At 60.7% G+C, this 21,061-nt stretch carries 11 protein-coding genes; 6 read left to right on the forward strand and 5 right to left on the reverse strand.

Features of this window, described 5'->3' with window-relative positions; translation table 11 throughout:
- The first annotated feature begins 9 nt into the window (after positions 1-9).
- The 6 genes from ACFQ4E_RS11245 (at position 10) to ACFQ4E_RS11270 (ending at position 7,874) form a co-directional block, all read left to right on the forward strand.
- Positions 10-3,975, forward strand: a complete 3,966-nt coding sequence (locus ACFQ4E_RS11245) for a baseplate multidomain protein megatron (protein WP_386803554.1) — start codon at positions 10-12, stop codon at positions 3,973-3,975.
- Between the two features lie 7 nt (positions 3,976-3,982).
- On the forward strand, positions 3,983-5,059 hold the full coding sequence (locus ACFQ4E_RS11250; RefSeq protein WP_386803555.1) for a DUF2793 domain-containing protein: 1,077 nt from the start codon (positions 3,983-3,985) through the stop codon (positions 5,057-5,059).
- Between the two features lie 20 nt (positions 5,060-5,079).
- Entirely contained in the window at positions 5,080-5,367 is a 288-nt protein-coding gene (locus tag ACFQ4E_RS11255; protein ID WP_386803556.1) for a DUF6127 family protein, read from the forward strand.
- A gap of 75 nt (positions 5,368-5,442) precedes the next feature.
- Positions 5,443-6,117 carry a YcbK family protein gene (locus ACFQ4E_RS11260; protein ID WP_386803558.1) on the forward strand — a complete coding sequence of 225 codons (675 nt, stop codon included), beginning with the start codon at positions 5,443-5,445 and terminating at the stop codon, positions 6,115-6,117.
- Complete coding sequence (locus ACFQ4E_RS11265; protein ID WP_386803560.1) at positions 6,114-6,371, forward strand: hypothetical protein; 258 nt, start codon at positions 6,114-6,116, stop codon at positions 6,369-6,371. Before ACFQ4E_RS11260 ends, ACFQ4E_RS11265 begins: the two co-directional genes overlap by 4 nt.
- 378 nt (positions 6,372-6,749) lie before the next feature.
- Positions 6,750-7,874: a DNA methyltransferase gene (locus ACFQ4E_RS11270; RefSeq protein ID WP_386803562.1), complete on the forward strand. Its 1,125-nt coding sequence runs from the start codon at positions 6,750-6,752 to the stop codon at positions 7,872-7,874.
- A gap of 12 nt (positions 7,875-7,886) precedes the next feature.
- Here the strand turns inward: ACFQ4E_RS11270 and ACFQ4E_RS11275 are convergent, their stop codons facing one another.
- From ACFQ4E_RS11275 to ACFQ4E_RS11295, 5 genes are all read right to left on the reverse strand, one after another.
- Positions 7,887-12,023: an AAA domain-containing protein gene (locus ACFQ4E_RS11275; protein ID WP_386803564.1), complete on the reverse strand. Its 4,137-nt coding sequence runs from the start codon at positions 12,021-12,023 to the stop codon at positions 7,887-7,889.
- Positions 12,024-12,181: 158 nt separating this feature from the next.
- Positions 12,182-14,860, reverse strand: a complete 2,679-nt coding sequence (locus tag ACFQ4E_RS11280; protein ID WP_386803565.1) for a TnsA endonuclease N-terminal domain-containing protein — start codon at positions 14,858-14,860, stop codon at positions 12,182-12,184.
- Positions 14,853-16,712 (reverse strand): site-specific DNA-methyltransferase, encoded by a 1,860-nt coding sequence (locus ACFQ4E_RS11285; RefSeq protein WP_386803566.1) that lies wholly within the window; start codon positions 16,710-16,712, stop codon positions 14,853-14,855. The genes ACFQ4E_RS11280 and ACFQ4E_RS11285 overlap by 8 nt, the downstream gene beginning before the upstream one ends.
- Positions 16,709-19,621, reverse strand: a complete 2,913-nt coding sequence (locus tag ACFQ4E_RS11290; protein ID WP_386803568.1) for an ATP-dependent helicase — start codon at positions 19,619-19,621, stop codon at positions 16,709-16,711. The genes ACFQ4E_RS11285 and ACFQ4E_RS11290 overlap by 4 nt, the downstream gene beginning before the upstream one ends.
- A complete protein-coding gene (locus ACFQ4E_RS11295) occupies positions 19,618-20,502 on the reverse strand; it encodes a WYL domain-containing protein (RefSeq protein WP_386803570.1) in 885 nt (294 codons plus the stop codon). Before ACFQ4E_RS11295 ends, ACFQ4E_RS11290 begins: the two co-directional genes overlap by 4 nt.
- Positions 20,503-21,061 lie beyond the last annotated feature (559 nt).

The raw sequence follows: 21,061 nt of genomic DNA on the forward strand, positions 1-21,061 counted from the left end.
GACCCCGACATGGCAATGCTTGTCCTCGGTGCCGCAGGCACCGCCATTGGCGGCAGCATCGGCGGCGCGATCCTCGGCGTCAGCGCCGCGACCATCGGCGGCTTCATAGGCTCCAGCATCGGCTCTGTCGTCGACAGCTGGATCATCTCGTCGCTCGCGCCGACGCAGCGCATTGAGGGCGCGCGGCTCGACACGCTGCGCATCACCTCGGCCACCGAAGGCGCGGTCATCCCGCGGCTCTACGGTCGCATGCGCATGGGCGGCAACATCATCTGGGCCACGGATTTTCGCGAGGAGACCAAGACCACCACGCAGGGCGGCGGCAAGGGCGGCGGGGGCGGCAAGGTCAAGACGACCGAGTATCTCTACTACGCCAGCTTCGCGGTCGCATTGTGCGAAGGCCCGATTACCGGCATCGGCCGCATCTGGGCCGACGGCAAGCCGATGGACCTCTCCGGCGTGACCTGGCGCTGGTATCCCGGCGATGAGGCGCAGACCGCCGATCCGTTCATCGCCACGAGGATGGGCGTGGCCGGCACGCCTGCCTATCGCGGCACCGCCTATGTGGTCTTCGAGGAACTGGCGCTCTCGACCTATGGCAACCGCCTGCCGCAGCTTTCCTTCGAGGTGTTCCGCCCGCTCGCCGACCCCGACACTGCCGAAGGGCTGACCCGCGCCGTCACCATGATCCCGGCATCCGGCGAATTCACCTACGCTACGCAGGCGATCCGCAAGACCGATGGCGGCGCAACGGTGCCGGAGAACCTGAATGCGCTCGCCGCCTCCACCGACATGGTGGAGGCGCTGGACCGGCTGCAGGCGATGGCGCCTGCGGTCGAGAGCGTCAGCCTCGTCGTGGCGTGGTTCGGCGACGACCTGCGCGCGGGCTCCTGCAAGGTCCGGCCGGGCGTCGAGGTGTCGGCCAAATCCACCACGCCCGCCAGCTGGTCGGTCAACGGCGTGAGCCGCGCCAATGCCTTCCTCGTCAGCCGCGACGACCAGGACCGCCCCGTCTATGGCGGTACGCCGTCCGACTTCGCCGTGGTGCAGGCGATCCAGGAGATGAAGGCGCGCGGGCTGCGGGTCACCTTCTACCCGTTCATCCTGATGGACGTGCCGCCCGGCAACACGCTGCCGAACCCGTACTCCGACAACGCCGCCGAGACGGGGCAGCCCGCTTTCCCCTGGCAGGGGCGGATCACCTGTTCGCCTGCAGCGGGGGTCGCAGGGACCGTGGACAAGACAACCACGGCCGCAAGCGAGGTCGCGGCGCTGTTCGGCGCGGCCACGCCTGCCAGCTTCAGCGTCTCGGGCGAGAGCGTCACTTGGACCGGATCGCCCGGCGACTGGGGCCTGCGCCGCATGGTGCTGCACTACGCCCATCTCTGCGCGGCGGCGGGCGGTGTCGAAGCCTTCCTGATCGGCACCGAGATGCCGGGGCTGACGACGATCCGCTCGAGCGCCAGCGCCTATCCGGCGGTGCAGGCCTATCGGGACCTGCTCGCCGATGTGCGGTCCATCCTCGGGCCCGGCACCAAGATCGGCTATGCCGCCGACTGGTCGGAGTATTTCGGGCACCAGCCGAGCGATGGCTCGGGCGACGTGTTCTTCCATCTTGACCCGCTCTGGGCCGATCCCGAGATCGATTTCGTCGGGATCGACAATTACATGCCGCTGTCGGACTGGCGCGACGGCTTCGAGCATGCGGACGCGGCCGAAGGCTGGCCCGCGATCTACGACCGGGCCTATCTGCAGGCGAACATCGCCGGGGGCGAAGGCTTCGACTGGTTCTATGCCAGCGCAGCGGACCGCTCCGCGCAGGTGCGGACCCCGATCACAGATGGTTCGGCGGCTAAGCCGTGGGTCTTCCGCTACAAGGATCTGCGCGCCTGGTGGTCGAATTCGCACTACGACCGCCCGGGCGGCATCGAGGCTGGCACGCCGACCGCATGGGCGCCCGAGTCCAAGCCGATCTGGTTCACCGAGCTCGGCTGCCCGGCAATCGACCGGGGTACGAACCAGCCGAACGTCTTCTTCGACCCGAAATCGTCGGAGAGCTTCACGCCGCATTTCTCGCGGGGCTGGCGGGACGATGCGATCCAGCGCGCCTATCTGGAGGCGACGTATCTCTGGTGGGGCGATGCCGCGAACAACCCGCTGTCCTCGGTCTACGGTGGTCGCATGGTGCATGTTCCCGAGTGTGCCGCCTGGACCTGGGACGCGCGACCGTATCCGTTCTTCCCGGCGCTGACCGACGTCTGGACGGACGGCGCGAACTGGCGGCTCGGCCACTGGCTGACAGGGCGGCTGGGTGCCGTGTCGCTAGCGGCTCTGGTCCGGCACCTCTGTCTGCGTGCGGGGCTGCCCGAGTCCCGCATCGACGTTACCGGGCAATGGGGCGCGGTCGAGGGCTACGCCATAACCGCGCTGGAAAGCCCGCGCGCCTCCATCACCACGCTGTCGCGCCACTTCGGCTTCGACGCGGTCGAGACCGAGGGGGGGATCCGCTTCATCATGCGCGGCCGGGCATCTGTCGCCACCCTCGCGCCTGATGATCTGGTCGCGGCCCGCGAGGGCGACGTACTCGAGCTGACGCGCGGCCAAGAGACCGAACTGCCGCAGGCCCTGAAATGGCAGGTCGCCCGCGCCGATGAGGATTACGACGCGGCCCTCGTCGAGGCGCGACGCATCACCGTCGACACGACGCGGATCGCGTCCGAGTCCTTCCCGATGGCCGTGCCGCCCGAGGAGACCGAACGTCGCTGCCGCCGCGCGCTGATGGAGGCGTGGGTGGGGCGCGAGACGGCGGCGTTCCGATTGCCACCCTCGAGGCTCGCGCTCGATCCGGCCGACGCGATCCAGCTCGCCCATGACGGGCGGCTGGTCGATCTGCGGCTCGTCTCCATCGCCGACGCCGAGGCGCGCGGCATCGAGGCGGTCCGCCAGGACCGGACGACCTACGACCTGCCGCCCGGCGATCCCCGCGCGGCGTCGCTGACGCGCGCCGTGGTGTTCGGCGCACCGGATGCGGTGCTGATGGATCTGCCGCAGCTGACTGAGGACCAGCCCGCGCACCGGCCGCTGGTCGCGGCGCACGCGGTTCCCTGGCCGGGCGAGATGGCGGTGTTCCGCAGCCCCTCGACCGATGCCTTCGAGTTGCTGACGACGTTCGGCAGTCGCGCCTGGATCGGCACGCTGGTCTCGGATTTCTATGCGGGCCCCACCGCGCGCTTCGACCTCGGCAATGCGCTGGTGGTCGATCTGCTGACCGGGACGCTGGAGAGCGTTACCGACCTGACGCTGTTCGGTGGCGCCAATGCGCTCGCCATCGAGAGCGCGCCCGGCGTCTGGGAGATCGTCCAGGCGGGCGCGGCCGAGTTGCTCGCGCCGGGCCGGTATCGTCTCACCCGGCTCCTGCGCGGCCAGCGCGGCAGCGAGGGTGCCATGGGCAATCCGGCGCCCGCGGGCGCGCGGGTCGTGGTGCTGGACACCGCGCTCGCGTCACTGCCGATCGCCGAGGCCGATCTCGGCATCCCGTGTAACTGGCGCATCGGTCCGGCCAGCCGTCCTGTCAGCGACGAGACGTATGTCGGGCAGGCCTTCATGCCCGAGGGCATCGGACTGCGTCCGTTCTCCGTCGCCCATGTCGAGCAGCCGTGGCGCACGCCCCGCACGCCCGGCGATCTCACCATCCGCTGGACGCGCCGGCCCCGTGCGCTGTCCGCCGACAGCTGGGGCGGGCTCGAGGTGCCTCTGACCGAGGAACTGGAAGCCTACGAGGTCGAGATCCTCGACGGCGCCACCGTGAAGCGGGTGCTGTCTGCGACCAGCACGAGCGCGGTCTACACGGCCGCCCAGCAGAGTGCCGATTGGGGCGCGCTGCTCGCCCCCGGCGACACGCTCGACATTCGCATCTACCAGCTCTCCGCCCTCGTCGGGCGGGGCGCGCCCAAGTCCGTCACGCTCACATTCTGAGGACCCTATGTCCGACGCCACGACCCATCTCCTGCTGCCCTACATCCTGGCGGCGCAGGCCCAGAAGCATGTCACCCACAACGAAGCGCTGCGGATCCTCGACGGGCTCGTCCAGCTCTCGGTGCTCGACCGGAACCTGACAGCGCCGCCGGGCAGCCCCGCCGACGGTGACCGCTACATCGTGGCTTCGGGCGCGACCGGCGACTGGTCCGGCTGGGACCTGAATGTGGCGCTCTGGACGGACGGCGCCTGGCTGCGCCTGCCGCCACGGATCGGGTGGCGGGCTTGGGTCGAGGACGAGGGGCTGCTGCTCGCTTACGACGGCGCAGGCTGGGTCGGCACGACACCGACTGCGCTGCAGAACATGGCGCTGTTTGGGCTCGGCACGACGGCGGATGCGTCGAACCCGTTCTCGGCCAAGCTGAACGCCGCGCTCTGGACGGCGAAGACCGTGGCCGAGGGCGGCACCGGCGATCTCTTCTTCACCATGAACAAGGAGGCTGCGGGCGACGATCTCGGCCTGACGCTCCAGACCGGCTTCGTGACGAAGGCGCTGGTCGGGCTCTTCGGCTCTGACCGGTTCCGCCTCGCAGTCTCGGCCGATGGCAGCACCTTCTTCGATGGCCTCAGCGTCGACAACGCCACCGGCATCGTCGACCAGCCCCGGCTGCCGCGCTTCAAGGCGTACACCAACTACGACAACTATGTCGGCGTCGGCACCTGGACGAAGATCGGTCTGAACAACACCGACTACAACGACCAGGGGGTCTTCGACGCCACGAACAACCACTTCGTCGCCCCCGTGGACGGCATCTACCTCTTCGGCGCGACGCTCCTCTACAAGATCAACGCCAGCGCCACGGCCCGCATGCGCGGGCGGCTGGTCCTGAACGGCACGACCGAAATCCGCGGCTCCCTCGGCGAAATCTCCGCCACCCACGTCTCGCTCGCCACCGCGATCTGGCTGCAGACCATGGTGCCGCTGACGGCAGGCGATACCGTCGAGCTGCAGGGGTATTTCCGGGTCGCGGACGGCTACTTCGCCGCCGATCACACATCCTTCTGGGGCTGCAAGGTCGGCTGAGCGGCGGAAGGAGGATCCCGATGACACCACCCCGATCCGAGGGCTTCGTGCGCATGCCCGACGCCGAGTTCGAGGCGGTCCTGACCCGGGCGGCCGAGGAAGGCGCGAAGCGCGCGCTCGCCGATGTCGGGCTCGACGGCGACGAGGCCGCGCTCGACATCCGCGATCTGCGCTCCCTGGTGGACTGCATTCGTCTCGTGCGCCGCACCGCGATGCAGACCGCCGTCCGCATGATCACCACCGGTATCATGCTGGCGCTGCTGGCCGGCATCGCCATCAAGCTCAAGATCTTCGGCGGCGGCCCGTAGCCGCTCCCCATCTCTCGTCATCAGCCCAACCGCACCCGCCCTCGTGGCGGGTTTTTCGTTTTCGGAGGACCCCCCATGACGACGACCTTCCACCGCCATTGGCGCGACGTACCCGAGAGCGGCTGGCGCTGGCCCAACTTCTCGCCCGCCGAGATCGCCTGCCGGGGCACCGGCAAGTTGCTGGTAAACGAAGCGGCGCTCGACAAGCTGCAGGCGCTGCGCGACCGGCTCGGCAAGCCGCTGATCGTCCGCTCCGCCTATCGCAGCCCCGAGCACAACCGCGCCGTCGGCGGTGCCACGCGGTCGAAGCACCTCGACGGCGCCGCCTTCGACATCGCCATGGCGAACCACGACCCGGTGGCGTTCGAGGCCGCGGCGCGCGAGGTCGGATTCCTCGGCTTCGGCTTCTATCCGCGCTCGGGTTTCATCCATGTCGACCTTGGGCCCGCGCGGCAGTGGGGCGAGCGATTCCCGGTCCGGGAGACCGCATTCGCAGCCGAGACGCCGCCCGCGCTCGAAGTGCTGGCCGACAGCCGCACCATGAAGGGCGGCGGTGCGGCGGGTGTCGCGACGCTCGGCGCGGCCGGGGTGGAGGTCGCGCAGAGCGTCCTGGCAGAGACCCAATCCGCCATCCTGCCGCTTGTGCCGTATCTCGACACCCTGCGCTGGGTGTTCATCCTTGTGGCGCTCGGCGGCATCGCGGTCACCATCTATGCTCGCCTCGATGACTGGAAGCGGGGCCGGCGGTGATCGCCGGGCTCCTCACCGGGATCGCGGCCAGCCCGTGGACGCGGGCTGCGCTGCGCTACGGAGCCATCGTCCTCGCCGTGCTCCTGTTCCTGCTGTCGCTTCGGCGGTCCGGCGAGCGAGCGGGGCGCCTCGCCGAACGTCTCGAAACCGCGGAGAAATCCCATGACGCACAACGACGGATGCTTGAGGCGGCGGCGCGTCGCCCTGGTACTCGCGACGATCTGGCTGAGCGGCTGCGCGACGGTCAGTTCTGACGGTCGCGGGTCAGGGACGTGTCCACCTGTCGTCGAGTACAGCAGGGAGTTTCAGGCGCGCGCGGCGGACGAGCTGGGATTGCTGCCCGAGAACTCAGCGGTCGCGGGGATGATGAGCGACTACGCAGCGATGCGGGAGCAGGCACGGGCGTGTCAGCCGTGAGAAAAGACGTTGTAGGGCTGCTTGGCGTTGCTTACCGATCAGTACCACGTAGACTTCGGTAAGGAGCATAGACGTCGCGTTGGACAACCCCACTCGGGGCTTCGAGCGTATGAAGTGCTTTGAATTTCACCACAAACCGTCTATCTGGCGTTGTCGCCGTTGGCGTCGGTCAGTTTGATGTCCGAAGATCTACGAGAAGAGTAAGAGCAAGATAGATGGCACTCGCATACAGTAAAAATAATGCGCTAAATGCCATTTGCCCATATTTCACGATGTTCCCGCTCGAATATCCTCTCAGGGTGCTGAAAAGACATGTAAAGGGAGCCCCAATCGTTTTTGACCCATTTTGTGGTCGCGGTACCACATTGTTTGCTGCTCGCACCCTTGGGCTCGCGGCGTGGGGTATTGATTCATCGCCCGTTGCTGTCGCCATCGCAAAGGCCAAGCTGGCGACATGTAATGTAGAAGAACCGCTCCAGCTTGCAGCCGAGCTTCTTGAGGCAACTGAACCAGTTGAGGTCCCTGCGACGCCATTTTTTCAGGCCGCGTATCACCCTGATACCCTTAAGGATGTCTGCGCCTTGCGAGAGGGGCTGCTGAGCCTTGGGTCCGAAACTGATGCGTCTACCATCCTGCGCGCCGCTGTCTTGGGCTGCCTTCACGGCCCCCTTCCCAAGCATATGGAAAACGCGGGCTATTTTTCCAACCAGATGCCTAGGACCTATGCATCCAAGCCGGACTACGCCGTCCGTTTCTGGAAAGAGAGAAGTCTCAAAGCGCCTAAGATCGACGTTCTACGAGTACTACGTCGCAAGATAGAGCGTTTGGTAGGACTGGAGCGAGCTGCTCCATCTCCGATATCCCAAGTTCTGTGTGGTGACGCCCAGTCGACCGACGTGTTCCACTTGGTTAATGCCGCTCCATCAGTCGTGATCACTTCCCCTCCCTATTACGGTATGCGGACCTACGTTCAGGACCAGTGGCTGAGAAACTGGTTCCTCGGGGGTCCCGCTGCTATTGACTATTCAGCTGGCCCCCAGCTTGACCACGGTGGAAAGAGCGCCTTCTCTACTTCGCTCGGCAAAGTTTGGCGTAATATTGCCAATACCACAGCCTCTTCCGAAGCACTGCATATGTATGTCCGCTTTGGGATCATTCCTTCTGCCGCGGTCGACGCCAAGGCAATTTTCAAGCGTTCACTTGAGGAATCCGGTATCGCGTGGCGCCTAGTGTCGACCAGGCCGGCAAAGGCCGCGGATGCCGGTAAGCGGCAAGCGGATCAGATGAGAGCAGAATCTGCCGCCGCAGTTGAGTTCGATTTCCACGTCGAGCGCGCTTGATATCAAAGGCAGTTATTGATGGTAGCGTAGCTTTCCTTGTCGTGACGTCGAACCACATACGATCTGATCTGCAATCTCCTGATTACAAAATTCATCGACGTAATCTTTGATTGCGTGAGCTGTCTCTAGCGCCCTCTTGTCGTGAGGGACGTGGCCCGCAAGCGTCATTGGCATAATCACCAGGCACTTGGCCATTGCACGTGAGATGGCAACATTTGTCCTCTCGAGCTGCATGAGAAAGGCTTCCTCTCCCATGATTACGTCTGCATCGCCGACACCGAATGTGACAATAATCGTATGCCGTTGCCCACCTTGGAATTTTTCTACGGTATCGACCGCCGAGTCGATCAGGTCCGGCGGATCGGATGGGAATATTGATCTCAGTTCGCGAACCACCAACGCGCGCTGGGCCCGATGCGGCGTTACGATGCCGATACACCTCCCCCAGAACTGATCGGGCGTAGGTACCGCATGCGTTGCGGCACCTCGTCCGTCAAGCTCTGCACTCACCGTTTGCCTCAAGCACCAAGTCAATGCCGCGACGATCTTGGCTTCAAAGGAATTACTTTGCGACGACAGGTCATCGTCATGGAGCAGCGTCAGCACCTTCTTGTTGACGTCCAGAATCTGCAGCCACAGAGGCGACCAAGGTAGCCCTCCGGGAAAGCCGGATGCGGGGGTCGGCAGCGCAGCCAAGTGATGGAGCGTTGTCGCAGCGTTTACTGCCTTCAATGTCGCTCGATAGCCAATCGTTCGGGCATAGGCCACGATGTCTTCTGCCGAGCGGTAATTCTCTTCGAGGGGACACGGCGTGATATTGCTACCGAAGGGACGGTCGAGCAGGTACTTCTGGATACTGCCCACCAAGTATTCGGCCCCTTTAGGTGGCTCAAGCGCCATGATCGGCGGCATCTGAAGATGGTCGCCGGCAATGATCAATCGCGCATCATCTTTCAGTGTGGCCAAAGGTGAGATCGCCGTGGTGACCTGGGCCTGCGAGCTTTCGTCAACGATCACGACATCAAACACTGGTCCAACACTGTTACCAGACGTCCACTCTGCGAGCTTGTATGCCTGCATCGTCGACGTGGCAACTATGGTCACGGCATCGGTGTTTGCCAAGCTTGCAAGACAGTCCTGGGTTTCTTGATTGGCTTGGTTCAGATGGAATGATTCGACATGCAGATGTGAGTTGGCTGCAGTGAAGGACTTGGGAACTTGCGAGGAGGAATATCCAACGTAAACTTCGGCTGGACAGGTCGCATCGTTATCCAACGCTTCAACAACGCGACCAATAATTTCTTCCACAGCCTTATACGTTGGTCCCGCGATCAATAGCTTTAGTGGCTGACTTCTCCCCACGGCATCATGGACGAGACCATGAATGCAACCGGCAAGTGTCTGCGTTTTCCCCGTCCCAGGAGGTCCCCAAATGATCGTCAGCCCTTTTTCCGCCGCGTGCGCGACGGCATCGGTCTGGCTGCAGTTCAGGTTGTGCTTAACCTTGGCGTAGGCGGCAACCGACGCGGCTTGAGCCGGGGCGACGACAGATGTTGCGTGGACTGCATCTGCCGCCCAGAGTATGCGGGCCAGAGGGGTAACAGGGTCGGAGCCGGGGCTCGGTGGACTTGCACCCATCGCAGTGGCCGCATTGTTATCTGCTACAGCAATCGGAGGATTTCCTACAGCTATCAGAAGCTTTTTTACCGTTTCGTACCATTTGAATGAGCTCTGACCTTTTGTAACAAAGATGTCATTCAGCAGATCTACATTCGAATTGGCAACAAGATACGGGGCGAAAGCAGGATCACGCCAGTTGGTCAGCTTCAGGACCGCTTTTCGGGTGCCTCGATCGAAGGACACGAGTGTCACGGAAAGTGCCGACCATAGCGGCGTGATCAGAGTATCGTTCTGACCTGAGTACGGGGGGGCGCCAAGGGGGATTAGGTCCCTCCCGCGTTGCAAGGGAAGTCCGGGATACCCTTCCTTGCCAAGAGCAAGATATCCCTCGTTGTCGTCGAGCTTGGCTTCGGTTGAACCTGGGAGAACATCAAAAACGTACTCTTCCGGCATCCCTGTCGGCTGGCCATTGGTAAGCCGAATAGCTTCATAACTGGCCTCCAATGCCTCGGCATCGAGCGCCAGGCGCTGGTGGGACTCCAGCTTCCTGGTGTGATACTGTAGTTCCTCCCACCAAACCCAAAGCTTGCTGTCAAACGCAACGTTCCGAGCCCCCTGCGGAATCGACAATGCCAGCTTAGGGGCGTTTGCCTTGAGCTGCCCTTTGAAATCCGTCCGAAGCCGCTCAACTATGCTGTTCAATGCCCGGCACTGTTTGTCCAATGCATTGGCGAATTCCTGGATAACGGTGTTTCGGGGGACGGTAACGGAACCCCGCCTAATCGTGGTGACGTTGCTCCAGATCTCGTAAATTCGTTCCCTCGGTATGCCGTTGGTCAGGAACTCTCTATAGAATGCATCCCCAAGCCGAACTGGTCCGGGGCCGGAAAAGTAGGTTTCCACCGTGTCGAATAAGGTGATGACGTGAGGTGTCGGGGCAAAAACAACTCGCCGAACAATCTCATCAATGAAAACAACGCAAGGGCTGACTGCGCCATCGGGCTTCTCGATCAACTCATCGGCCGGAAATAGCCACGCCAGCGCCTTGGTTTTACGGTTGGTCAGGCTCAACACCCTCGGCAAATGCCGCCCCATTGCCGCACAAAGCTCTTCAAACTGACGTTGCTCCCAGAACGCAACTTGTGCCGTGAGTGGAGTTCTCCCGGCGGCGCGAACAAATGCCTCGGCCTGATCAACCATATCCGACAGCGTCGACAAGAGTCCTTCCAGAGCGACCCATTCGTCAGCCAGCGTCTTCTGGTCCACGACAAAGCACTTAGGTGCAAATCTTCGCGGGGATTGACCTTTTACATACGCAGTTGCTCGACCCAGTATTGACAGCCCAGTAAGCAGGCCAGCACTTGGGTCGAAATTGACCGTAATAGCTACATGGAGCTGTGGCGCAGGCGCCAAGCTTGCCAGCACAGCCGCATTATCCACGCTCGTCGTAGAGGAAATCAGCGCCTGTGCCCTAGCGGGGATACGGCTCCGTTCCTTCTTGAGGTGACTGTGCTGTTGGAAAGCGGGATGCGCCGATTGTGCGCTCGCTGCACCTGCAGTGTCCTGGATAGCATTGATCTGCAGCGTTTTTCTCGCGCCTCGAGTCATACCGGCAATCTGACTTAAGTGCCCGGTCTGCTTCGCTGCAGGATAGCAGTAGTGGGTTGGCTGCGCCGCGATACGCGCTTTGTCCTTCGAGTTCGCCCACTTCTCGTGCCCAAGCCAGTCACACGCGCTGCAGCGGCCATCGACGTGCCATTCGAGATCCTCCCATCCGTTGACTGCCCGATCTCCAGTGGAGATTACCCGGAGCAAGTCTTCGCGGAAGAAATGCAGCACGGTAGGAAGATAGAAGCGAAGGTTTGCATCCTCGCTGTCGGCGATCAGCGCATCGAGATATTGAATTGGTGATGCGGGGGAGGCGCCCGAAATCAAGCCATCGAGCGCTGATTGACCTTGCTTAAAGCGGGTCCACAAATAACTTCGAATCGTTACAAAGTAGTCGTTTTGAAAGCCCTGATCGACGATCCAGTTGGAAAGAAAAAGTGCATAAAGCGCCACTTCCGCTGAGTAGCTCGGGTTCGCCTCACTTGTATGTTTAACATCAATAATGCTCAGCGCCCGACGCGTCTCTGTTTTTGGGTCAATGGGCCTGCGGCATCCATCTGCGCCGACTTCTTCATCATCCGCCGCGGCCGGGCGCACAACAATGATGTCAGGTATCAGGCCCGCGATAGGTGGTACTTGGGCAACTTGCACGGGTTGGAGCCCGATATTCGCCATTGCCGCATTTAGGAAGGACGAGGGCTCGAACTTGCCTTGCAAGATGATAGACGGCAACGCCGTAACCTTGGCGAGCAACGACGCGAGCGGTGCTTTGACAGGCTTATTTGCACCGCCTTTGTCCGGCTGGTAGATGACCAGGTTACCGAAAGCTTGGATCAACTGATCGTTCCGCTCATCCTCGAAGTCTCGTCCGGCAGTCTGGAGTACGCCGATTCCTGGACGAGCTTGGAGGGGGACAGGCATGCCATTGGCCTCAAGTACAGAGTCCTCGTGCAAAGAAAGATAGAGTTCTCGATCGCACTTTGTTCGAAGAAACATCGAAAGAGTGCTCTTTGAAATCCTCTTTTTCGCCATCTGGCTGTTACCCTTGTTTTGTTAAGCGTGTGGTGCTCGAGTGGCGCTTATAGCAGAGTTCTGTAACGTCGATTATCGGCATCAGTTGACTTGATGATCTGGTATTCCATGCCGCTGGCCACTGCTATTTGCTCGGCAAACTCTTTCTTGGCCTGAACTACCGCATTGTCGACCTGATGATCGCCTTTGACCTCTACCACGACGTACTTTTCGCTGCCGTCCGGCTCCTCGCGGAGAAAAACAAAATCGGGATAGTAGCTGCGAACCGTGTGGGAGTCAGGGTCGATATACTGAATGAAAAAGTCCGACTGACCGTGCGTAAGCATGCCAGTAAAATAGATCTTTTTCACTCGTTTCTCTCTTAGGAGATCCCAGAACAGCGTTCGCTCCGAATTCGAGTCGAAGCAGTAGGTGTCGAGATGGAAGCTCTTGTCGCGCTCATGATCTTTCACCACTGCGTCCGTGCTGCGGACAATCTTGTCCTTGGCACCCGTGATCTCGTAATAACCGTTCGCAGGGAGCTTGATGAGTTCGACTTCGTGCTCTTCGGTTTTTTCCGACTCATCCAGCTCAAAGATCATCCGGAACAAGCGTGGAATGACCTCGTCGTAGAGCAGCTCATTGAACTCGTTAGTGATTTCAGCGAGCTTATTCACGCCTTCCATTGTGGCATCCAGCAGCGACTCGATTTCCAATGGCGATTGGTTGAGATACCGAGCGACTTCTCCCACAAGGCTGAGGCGTGAGAACACCTGCTTCTCGCGGCGCTCGGTAAGGTCGAACGTCCTGCTGGATGACGCACGGGCGGCCTCGCTTGGGGTGAGCCCTTCCTGCTGCGTCTCCACGAGCCGATATTTCTCGACAAGCTCACTCCATTTGTCCCGAGCAGACAGCTCGGGGAAGAGCGTCTGTCCAGGCGTGACAGTTTTTTCGCGAACTTTGTATTCCTTGCGCACCCGCACCAGCTTGATCTTCACGGGGGGCTCGATGACCTTGACCTGGACGCGCTCCTTGTCGCTGGCGACGTTCTGCAGCTCGGCAGCGCTGATCCTGAAGTTCTGCTGCAGCTCGTCGTTCAGGATCTCCATGTTGTCGTCGGAGAGAAACACATGCCCGGTGTGCTGTGCTTGGCCGATGGCGCGAAGGCAGCGCATGGTGGCCTGAAGCACGAAAACCTTGGATTTGGGCTCGCGGAAGAGGCCAACGCCGAATAGGGACCGGCAGTTCCAGCCCTCGCGCCCCTTGTTTACGAGCAGAATGAACTGCTTCTCCGACTCCGGGGCGTCCAGACGGTTGAACTCCCGAATGTCGTCGTTCGAAGTCAACTTCTCGTCGCCGACGTTGACGAGGATGCGGGACGTCGGAACGTTTCTCTTGGCGAGGGCTCGTTCGACCGCGGGGCGGAGCTCCTTGGTTAGTTCCTCGATCGTGGCTGCGAAGAATGCCAATTTGGGCAGCATGCCCTCAGGCTTCAGATCGCCAGTCTCATCGAGGAATTGCTCGATGGCTATGTCGACGAACTCGTCCGTCCGGGTGTTTCGGTATCCGTGAAGGACGACCTTCTTGAGGAAACCCTTGTCGATGGCCTCCTTCAGTCCGTACGCATAGACCACCTCGGGCAGCACTTCTTTTCCGACGTACGGTGTGCCGGTATAGTTGTAGCACGCGACGACGCGTGTCCCGGCTCGGTTCAGATTGGCGGCGAGCTGGTCGATGGTGGTGCGGAGGCTCGTGTCAGTCTCCTTGGCGCCGATCCCCATGTCCTTGGCGAGCGTCTTGCCAAAGGCGTGGTGCGCCTCGTCCACATAGATGCCCAGCTGCTCGAGACGGCACAGTTTTTCGAACCGCTGGTTAGTGGTCAGCTCGGCCTCTTCTTCGGGCTGATCCCAGGCATAGAGGTCGGCCGCGTCACCATAGACCCCGGGCGCTGTCACCGTGTCCGGGGTCGCGCCGAACAGCGCGTCCAACGGGGTCTTCTCCTTGTGGCGACGCTTCAGGATGATCTTCTGTGTGTTCGAGACCACGATGTTGAAGCGCGACTGGTCCAGCGTACTGAGCGAGGTGCCAGCCTCCTCGAGGTAGTGGAAGCGCAGATGGGTGGTCAGGAAGTTCACGTATTCGGGGGGAACGACCAGCGCGAGGTCGAAGGACTCGATCTCCTTCAGTGACTGGAGGACGGTCTTGTCCGGGGCGAAGACCAGCGCGTTGTGGCAGTACCGCTTGTCCTTCTCGAACTTGTTGCCCAGCAGGAACTCGTAGAAGATGCACGTCGCCATAAGGATCGTCTTGCCGGTCCCCATGGTCAGGGCGAAGATGTAGTTCGGGTAGATGCGGGAGTTTTTCCGCATGGCCGCGAAGACAGCCTTGTACTGGTCCTGCGTCACGGCATCGAAAATCGAGCCCTGGCGCGTGTCGCCGCCGATGATGCCGCCTTCCTGGCGGCCGGCGAAGCGGCCGGTCTTCTCGAACCACGCCTTGAAGATCTCCTCGACCTTCGCGTTGTCCATGAATTCCTTCAGGAAGACATAGATCTCCAGCGCCTCGTACTGAGGCTGGCGCAGGAAGGCCTTGGGGTTCCTGTCCGGGTTGTTGAAGTCCAGAAACTTGCGGGTCAGCTCCTTGTAGTGGGTGCGGATCGTGCCGCGGTTGCCGCGGTAGAATTCCCACAGGAACTGGAAGAAGGCGAAGTCCAGCGACGCGCTGACTGCCCTGGTGCGCCTAGCCATTGGTCACGCTCTCTTCCCAGGACTCGGAGAGGAGGTCGGTGATCTTGACGCGGATCGTTCCGGCGTCAGCGGGCACCTTGTAGCAACCAGCGACTAGGTCGGCCTTGCCGGGGATGTCCACTACAGCGGGCTGGAGGACGGCGCCGTCGTAGTTCCAGTCGATGAGGATGCTCTCGACCAACTCGCGCCAGTCCTCGACCGTCTCCTTCTGCATCGACAGCTTCTGCAGCAGGTTCATGGGGTAGAAGCGCTCCACCACCAGCTCGCCATCCTCGATGACGACTTTTGCCTCGGAGTCGCGGCGGAACTCGAGGTTGGCCTTGTCGCGCAGGATGTCTACCACCTCGACATCGATCTTGTACGGTGCTGCCTCCATCTTGAGCCGGGCGGCGAGGTCGGGCTCGTGTCCCATGCAGACGAGCATGAGTTTCTCCACCGGCCGGTTCGGGTGCTCGGCCTGTCGGCGTTCCCAGGCCTTGTAGTCGAAACCCGCGATCATCTCGTTCAGGTCGGCACGGGTGGCGATACGGTTCACTGGCATGATTTTGACCATCCGGCCGTCTTTCTCGCCATCGAAAACAGTGCTCATCTCGAGCTTCTGAACCTCGAGGGCTTCCAGAAGGAGGTCTTTTGCCTGAACAGGATTTCGGAATACCTCGTAGTGGTTAACGTTGTAAATTTCAAAGCCGAGAAACTTAGGTTCGTCCGAATTTGGCAGTTCTTGTGATACCTCACCGGCGACTTTAAGGAGCCGCTGGGTGGTGGTTTGGATGGAGCCAAGGTTTATGTCGGCCCCTAGAAACTTTCTGCCAAGCTTCATGGCTACTGCTTGCGCTGTACCCGAACCCATAAAGCAATCGAAAACTATGTCTCCAGGCTTGGTGGACGCGGAAATCAGCTTGTACAAAAGCTCTTCTGGCTTTTGTGTCGGATAGTCCGTCCGAGTGTCTGATGATTGATTTTCGATATCAATGAAGAAATAATCATTAGCAACCTTGCCATCTCGAATGTAGTCGCGAACGACTAACTCAGGGTGAGTCAACTCCCACTTGGCATCGACATCCTTCGCGCCCTTGATAGGGCTGCCCTTTATGAAGCGCCCATTAAGGCGATAACGACCATTCTCATCTTCAAGTCGATACTTCTTGATCGTTGCTTCCGATAGTGGCTCAATCACCATTTCATCGCTCCAGTTGTAGACCGGATTCTTATCTTTCTTATAGAAATGAATATCGTGATGGCTTCTCTTCCAAGAGGTCTTGATCGAGCTGCGCGTCCCGAACATCCAGACGATAGAGTTTAGGAAGTTGTCTTTTCCGAAAACCTCATCCAGTAGGCAGCGAATCTCATGCGCTTTCCGGTAGTCGCAATGCAAGTATATTGCCCCACGCTCAGAAAGCAGCTCGCGCATCAGAATTAACCGCTCAAACATAAATTGAAGGTACTCGTCATTGCTCCAGATGTCAGAGTATTGTTTTTCTTCAAAGCTGGTGTTGCTTGTTTCGGCTTCAGCGCCCTTTACGCTGATCTTCTTCTTATAGTCTGCTTTTGAATCAAATGGCGGATCGATGTAAATCAAGTCCACCTTGCCGCGAAACTCCTTGAGTAGGTGGCTCATTACCTGAAGGTTGTCCCCCCAGAAGATCTTGTTGCGCCAGCCATCGACTTCCGGTCCATGTACCTCCTTCAGCTGCGCCGGAAAAAACTGCGTGGAGGTGAACGGTCGCTTCCCCCGCCAATTCAGCATCGGGTAGCCCTTGATCGGGGCGAACTGGAACTTCTCCACGCTCTCTACGCCGCCGGTTTCGGCGCCAAGGTCCATCGCGGTCTGATCGGCTTTCACATCACTCATCGGTCATCTTCCCTGAAATTCCAGTTCTTCGCGTCGCAATAGGCGCGCATGTCACAGTTCTCGCACAGCCGGTCGGGCCGCGCGGCGATCCGGTAGTCCGCACTTTCGATGCGGTGGACGATCTCGTCGAAGCGGGCGACCGTCTTGCCGATCGCCCGGTCGTCCTTGGCGAAGCTGACATACGGGTTCCCGTCCTGTTCGCCGGTGTAGTAGAGGTGCATCCGGCTGACCTTCTGGCCGGTCCGCTCTTCGATGAGGTGGGCGTAGACCTCTAGCTGGCTTTGGTACTGGCGCAGGCGCTCGCGGTCCTTCTCCATGTCGGGCTTCTTCTCGGACTTGAAGTCCACCACTTCGACAGTGCCGCCTTCGCCCCGGATCAGGTCGACATTGCCCTTGAGGATGTAGTCATCCTTGACCAGCGAGATCTCGACCTCGGTTTCCTTGATCCGGTCCCAGTTGCCATTCTCGCGCTCGTAGTAGCGCATGACGTGCTTGCGCGCGGCCTCCAGGGTGATGGGCGCCAGGTACACGCGCTCCTTCTTCGACAGCATCGCGTAGTTGGTGGAGAACCAGGCGTCGATGTGGTCCGGCGTGACCGTGTGCTCCTCGCCCCGCAGGACGGCCTTGTGGATGTCCTCGATGGTCTGGTGGACGAGGGTGCCGAACAGCATCGGGCTGACACGGATGGCGGCGAACTCGAGCTCCTTGAAGAAGCGATATTGCTCGGCGCAGTTTTCGAACAGCGTGATGTGCGAGGTGAAGGAGTATTCGCGCTTGAGGTTGATTTCCTTCACCTTCTCGAAGGTGAACCGGGTCAGGTCGACCGTCCGCCAGTCCGGAAGGGCGTGGAAGACGTTCTCGAAATACTTCGAGGGTGACTTGCCGAGCCCCTTTCCGTGCCGCTCCTGTGCGGCCAGGACCAGCAGGTTCTGCGCCCGCGAGAACGCAGTGTAGTAGAGGCGCCAGAAGTCAAAGTGCTTGATGCGGTCCAAGGGCTCAAACCGCGCTTTCGAGAGGTATCCGCCGTCCTCGAGGATCTCGTCCAGATCGGTGTGCTGCTTGCGTGGCACGGCCTCCAGCGAGCCGCACACGACCACCGGGAACTCTAGCCCCTTCGACTGGTGGATGGTCAGGAACGAGACGCAGCCCTTCGGAGCGTATTCGGCCTCGTCCTCGTACTCCCCGATGCCGCCATCCTTTAGGAAGCGGAAGAACTGATTGAACAGGTTCCGCAGGTCGCGCTCGAGATACTCGGGGTTCAAGACCGTGACGTAGTGAAGATATTCGAACTTGGTGATCAGCTTCGAGAACGTGGCAAGGTTGCGGGCGGCGCGGCCCTTGTCCACGCCTTGCATCGCCTCCTCGTCGAGGAAGCGAGAGAACAGGGGGAACTGGAGAAGCTGATAGAACAGCCCCGAGAACGCGTAGTCCGCGGTTTGAGTCAGGACGGCATGGCGCTTGGCGAGCGGGCGGGCCCACTCGAGCATGCGGCTGTTCTCCGGCTTCCGAAGCTCGTCCGTGAACGCCTTGAAGCACTGCTGGTCGTAATAATCCCAGATCGCCAGCTGGGCGCCTTCGGCCCACTGCCGCACCTTGGGGAACTGCGGAAACAGGAAGATCAGCGCTCCGATCATCAAACGGATTTCCTCGCGCTCGAAGAACATGTTGGAGCGCGGCGAATAGACAGGGATGCCGTTGCCTTCGAGGAAGCGTGCCAGATCAAGAACGCGGTCGTTTTTCACCGAACGAAAAAGGAAGGCGACCTGATTCCAGTCGGTCAGGCGGCCGGAGTCGCGTAGCCCTGTCAGGAAAGCGAGAACTTCGGCGTGCCAGTTCTCGTTCTCGCCTTTCTCGTCCGATGTGCCAAGCCTGACCGCGGCCGGCGCTTCAGGAAAACTATCCTCACGCGGAAGAATCTGCTTCGGGAAGCGGAATGTCCTGCCTTGTTCCTCCCAATCCAGCCGCTCCATCCACTGGTTGTAGAAGTCGATGATCCCAGGGTGGGAACGATAGTTCACCGTCAGCCGCAACTGCTTACAGCTGTCTGGCGGGAAGAGCTGTGGGAACTCGAGGATGTTGCGAATTGTGGCCCCTCGAAAGCGGTAGAGGCCTTGGTCATCGTCACCGACGACGCAGAGGTTACTCCTGTCGCCCGCGAGAAGGAGCAGGATCTTTTCCTGGATCGTATTAGTGTCCTGGTACTCATCGACCATCAGGTGCGTAATTTTGTCGCGCAGCTGAGCGAGCACGTCCTGGTGTCGGCGCAAGAGCTGCAGCGCCTCGTACTGGATGCCGGAGAAGTCCAGGCAGTTATTCTCTTCGAGAAGCTCTTGGTACTTCAGGAAACAACGAGCGAGCGCGCGCACCTCCGGATCCGGCGCGGTTTCAAGAACATGGGGATCCAAGGCCTCTTCGCTGACCTTGTTCAACCACTTCATCAGTTGTTCCGACTGCGCCCACCGGCCGGTCTGGTCATCCCCCATTACCAGCTGCGCATCCGCAAGCTCTCGAAAATCCTTGATCTTTTGATAGAGGAAGTACTGCTGATCGAATTGGTCAAAAAGCGTGAAGCTTCGCCTCAGGCGGGTGAACTCACGAAATTCTTCCAGTAGGCGCAGGCAGATCGAGTGAAATGTGCCGAGGTACATTTCATTCAGGTTGAAGCGGATATCGAGTTCAGCGAGGCGATTTGAAACTCGGGTGGTCAGCTCCCGGGCCGCCTTGTCAGTGAATGTGACGACCAGGAGGCTCTCTGGCGCAACCTTCTTCTCGGTGATCAGGTGAACAATTCGCTCGACGAGAGTGTAAGTCTTGCCGGAGCCAGGGCCGGCGATAATCAGAACAGGTCCTTCCGCCGCATTGATAGCAGACAATTGCTGAGGATTGGCGCTGGAGCGAAGGTCTTTCATTGACCCGTTGACCTCGCGCCATTCCGTCGTTCTCCGATTATGTCAGTCGCATTCAGAAGAACGATCTGCTGATCCTGCGGCTTCCGGGCTGCCGGATCGGTATCAAGTCCAAGTCGTCTCAACGCATAGTAGAGGAGCGCGCGCCTCACCTTGATCTTCGCCTTGCCGCCCCGCATCCCGTAGTCGAGCGCGATGACCTTGGCCTGCGACTCCGAGAGCTCAGGGTGGGGGCCGACCTCGAGGGTGACCTCGGAATGCCAGTCGCGATCGTCGTTGGCCGACGTTTCGCTCTCCCGCGATCCGCGGATGCCGAGGATCCGTGAGAGCAGGAAGTCCTTGAAGCATTCGCCGGTCAGGCAGAACGCCCGCGTATGCCAGCGAAACCCGTCGAACCCGATGGCGTGCGGAGCGATCCAGCGCCAGCGCGGCTCCGGGCTCGACAGAGACTGGTACTTCACCTCAATCGCCTCGGACTGGCGGATGGCACCGACGACCGAGCGCAGCGTCACTGGATCGACGCCCCGCACAGGCGTCGGTGCGGAAGCGTAGGACGGCAGGTCAGGGATCCAGCACTCTTCGCGCTCCAGCACATCGTCGGCAACCAGGCGGAGCTGGGCAAGGTAATGCGCTGCATCTGGCGGGCGGAACTTGCAGTCGAAGCCCCGGCCACGGACATAGGTGCGCGCGCTCTTGTCGTAGACCATGTTGTCCGGCGCCAGCGCGATGTAGCGGTTCAGGTCCGAGGACGCCTGGTTCACCGAAACGCCGAACTGCTGCATCACGTCGATGCGATTGACGTGACCCTCCCAGAACAGGCGGAACTCAATGAACTCGAGCCGCTGCTCGACCCCCCAGCGAAGTTCAGCCTTGTCCCTGTCCAAATTGCGCTCCCGCCAAGCCCTGCGCGCACGCGAACTGTGCGCGCCCAATTTCTGGGCTGCTCACACGCTATCGAAGCGGAAAGGTGCCAGCAATCAAAATTGTACCCGCCAAGGACGGAGAGAGTTCGGTATTCGTTACACTCCCTCCGCCATCACACAATTGCCATCGGTTTTTGAGATGCGTTTTGGGCGTTCATCGCGCCGACCGGAAGGGTGGGCTGCGACCTGACAGTGATGCGCTCGATGGGGGATGTTTTCATGGTCGAATAGACCTGAGGATGACTTGAAACCGGTGCTGCATGAACTGCGAAACGAACCGACAGATCTTCCCTTCAACGCTGCGTGAGTTCCGAATTGGGTGGCCAGAAAGTCTTGTGCATGGCCGCAACCAAAGGGGCAGACAGTGGCTTCACGCGGCGCAAATGGGCGGTCCACGGACGGACAGGTCTGGCTCGAAGCGCGATGCTGAACCGGCATTCTTGCAGGCGTTCTGAGATCGTTGAAAGCTATAGTCGTCTTTTCCGACCAGGCTTCGCTCCGAACATGAGCATGGTTATCA

Origin of the sequence: Litorisediminicola beolgyonensis, from assembly GCF_042679605.1 — a bacterium.
In the GTDB taxonomy this organism is placed as follows: Bacteria; Pseudomonadota; Alphaproteobacteria; order Rhodobacterales; family Rhodobacteraceae; genus Litorisediminicola; species Litorisediminicola beolgyonensis.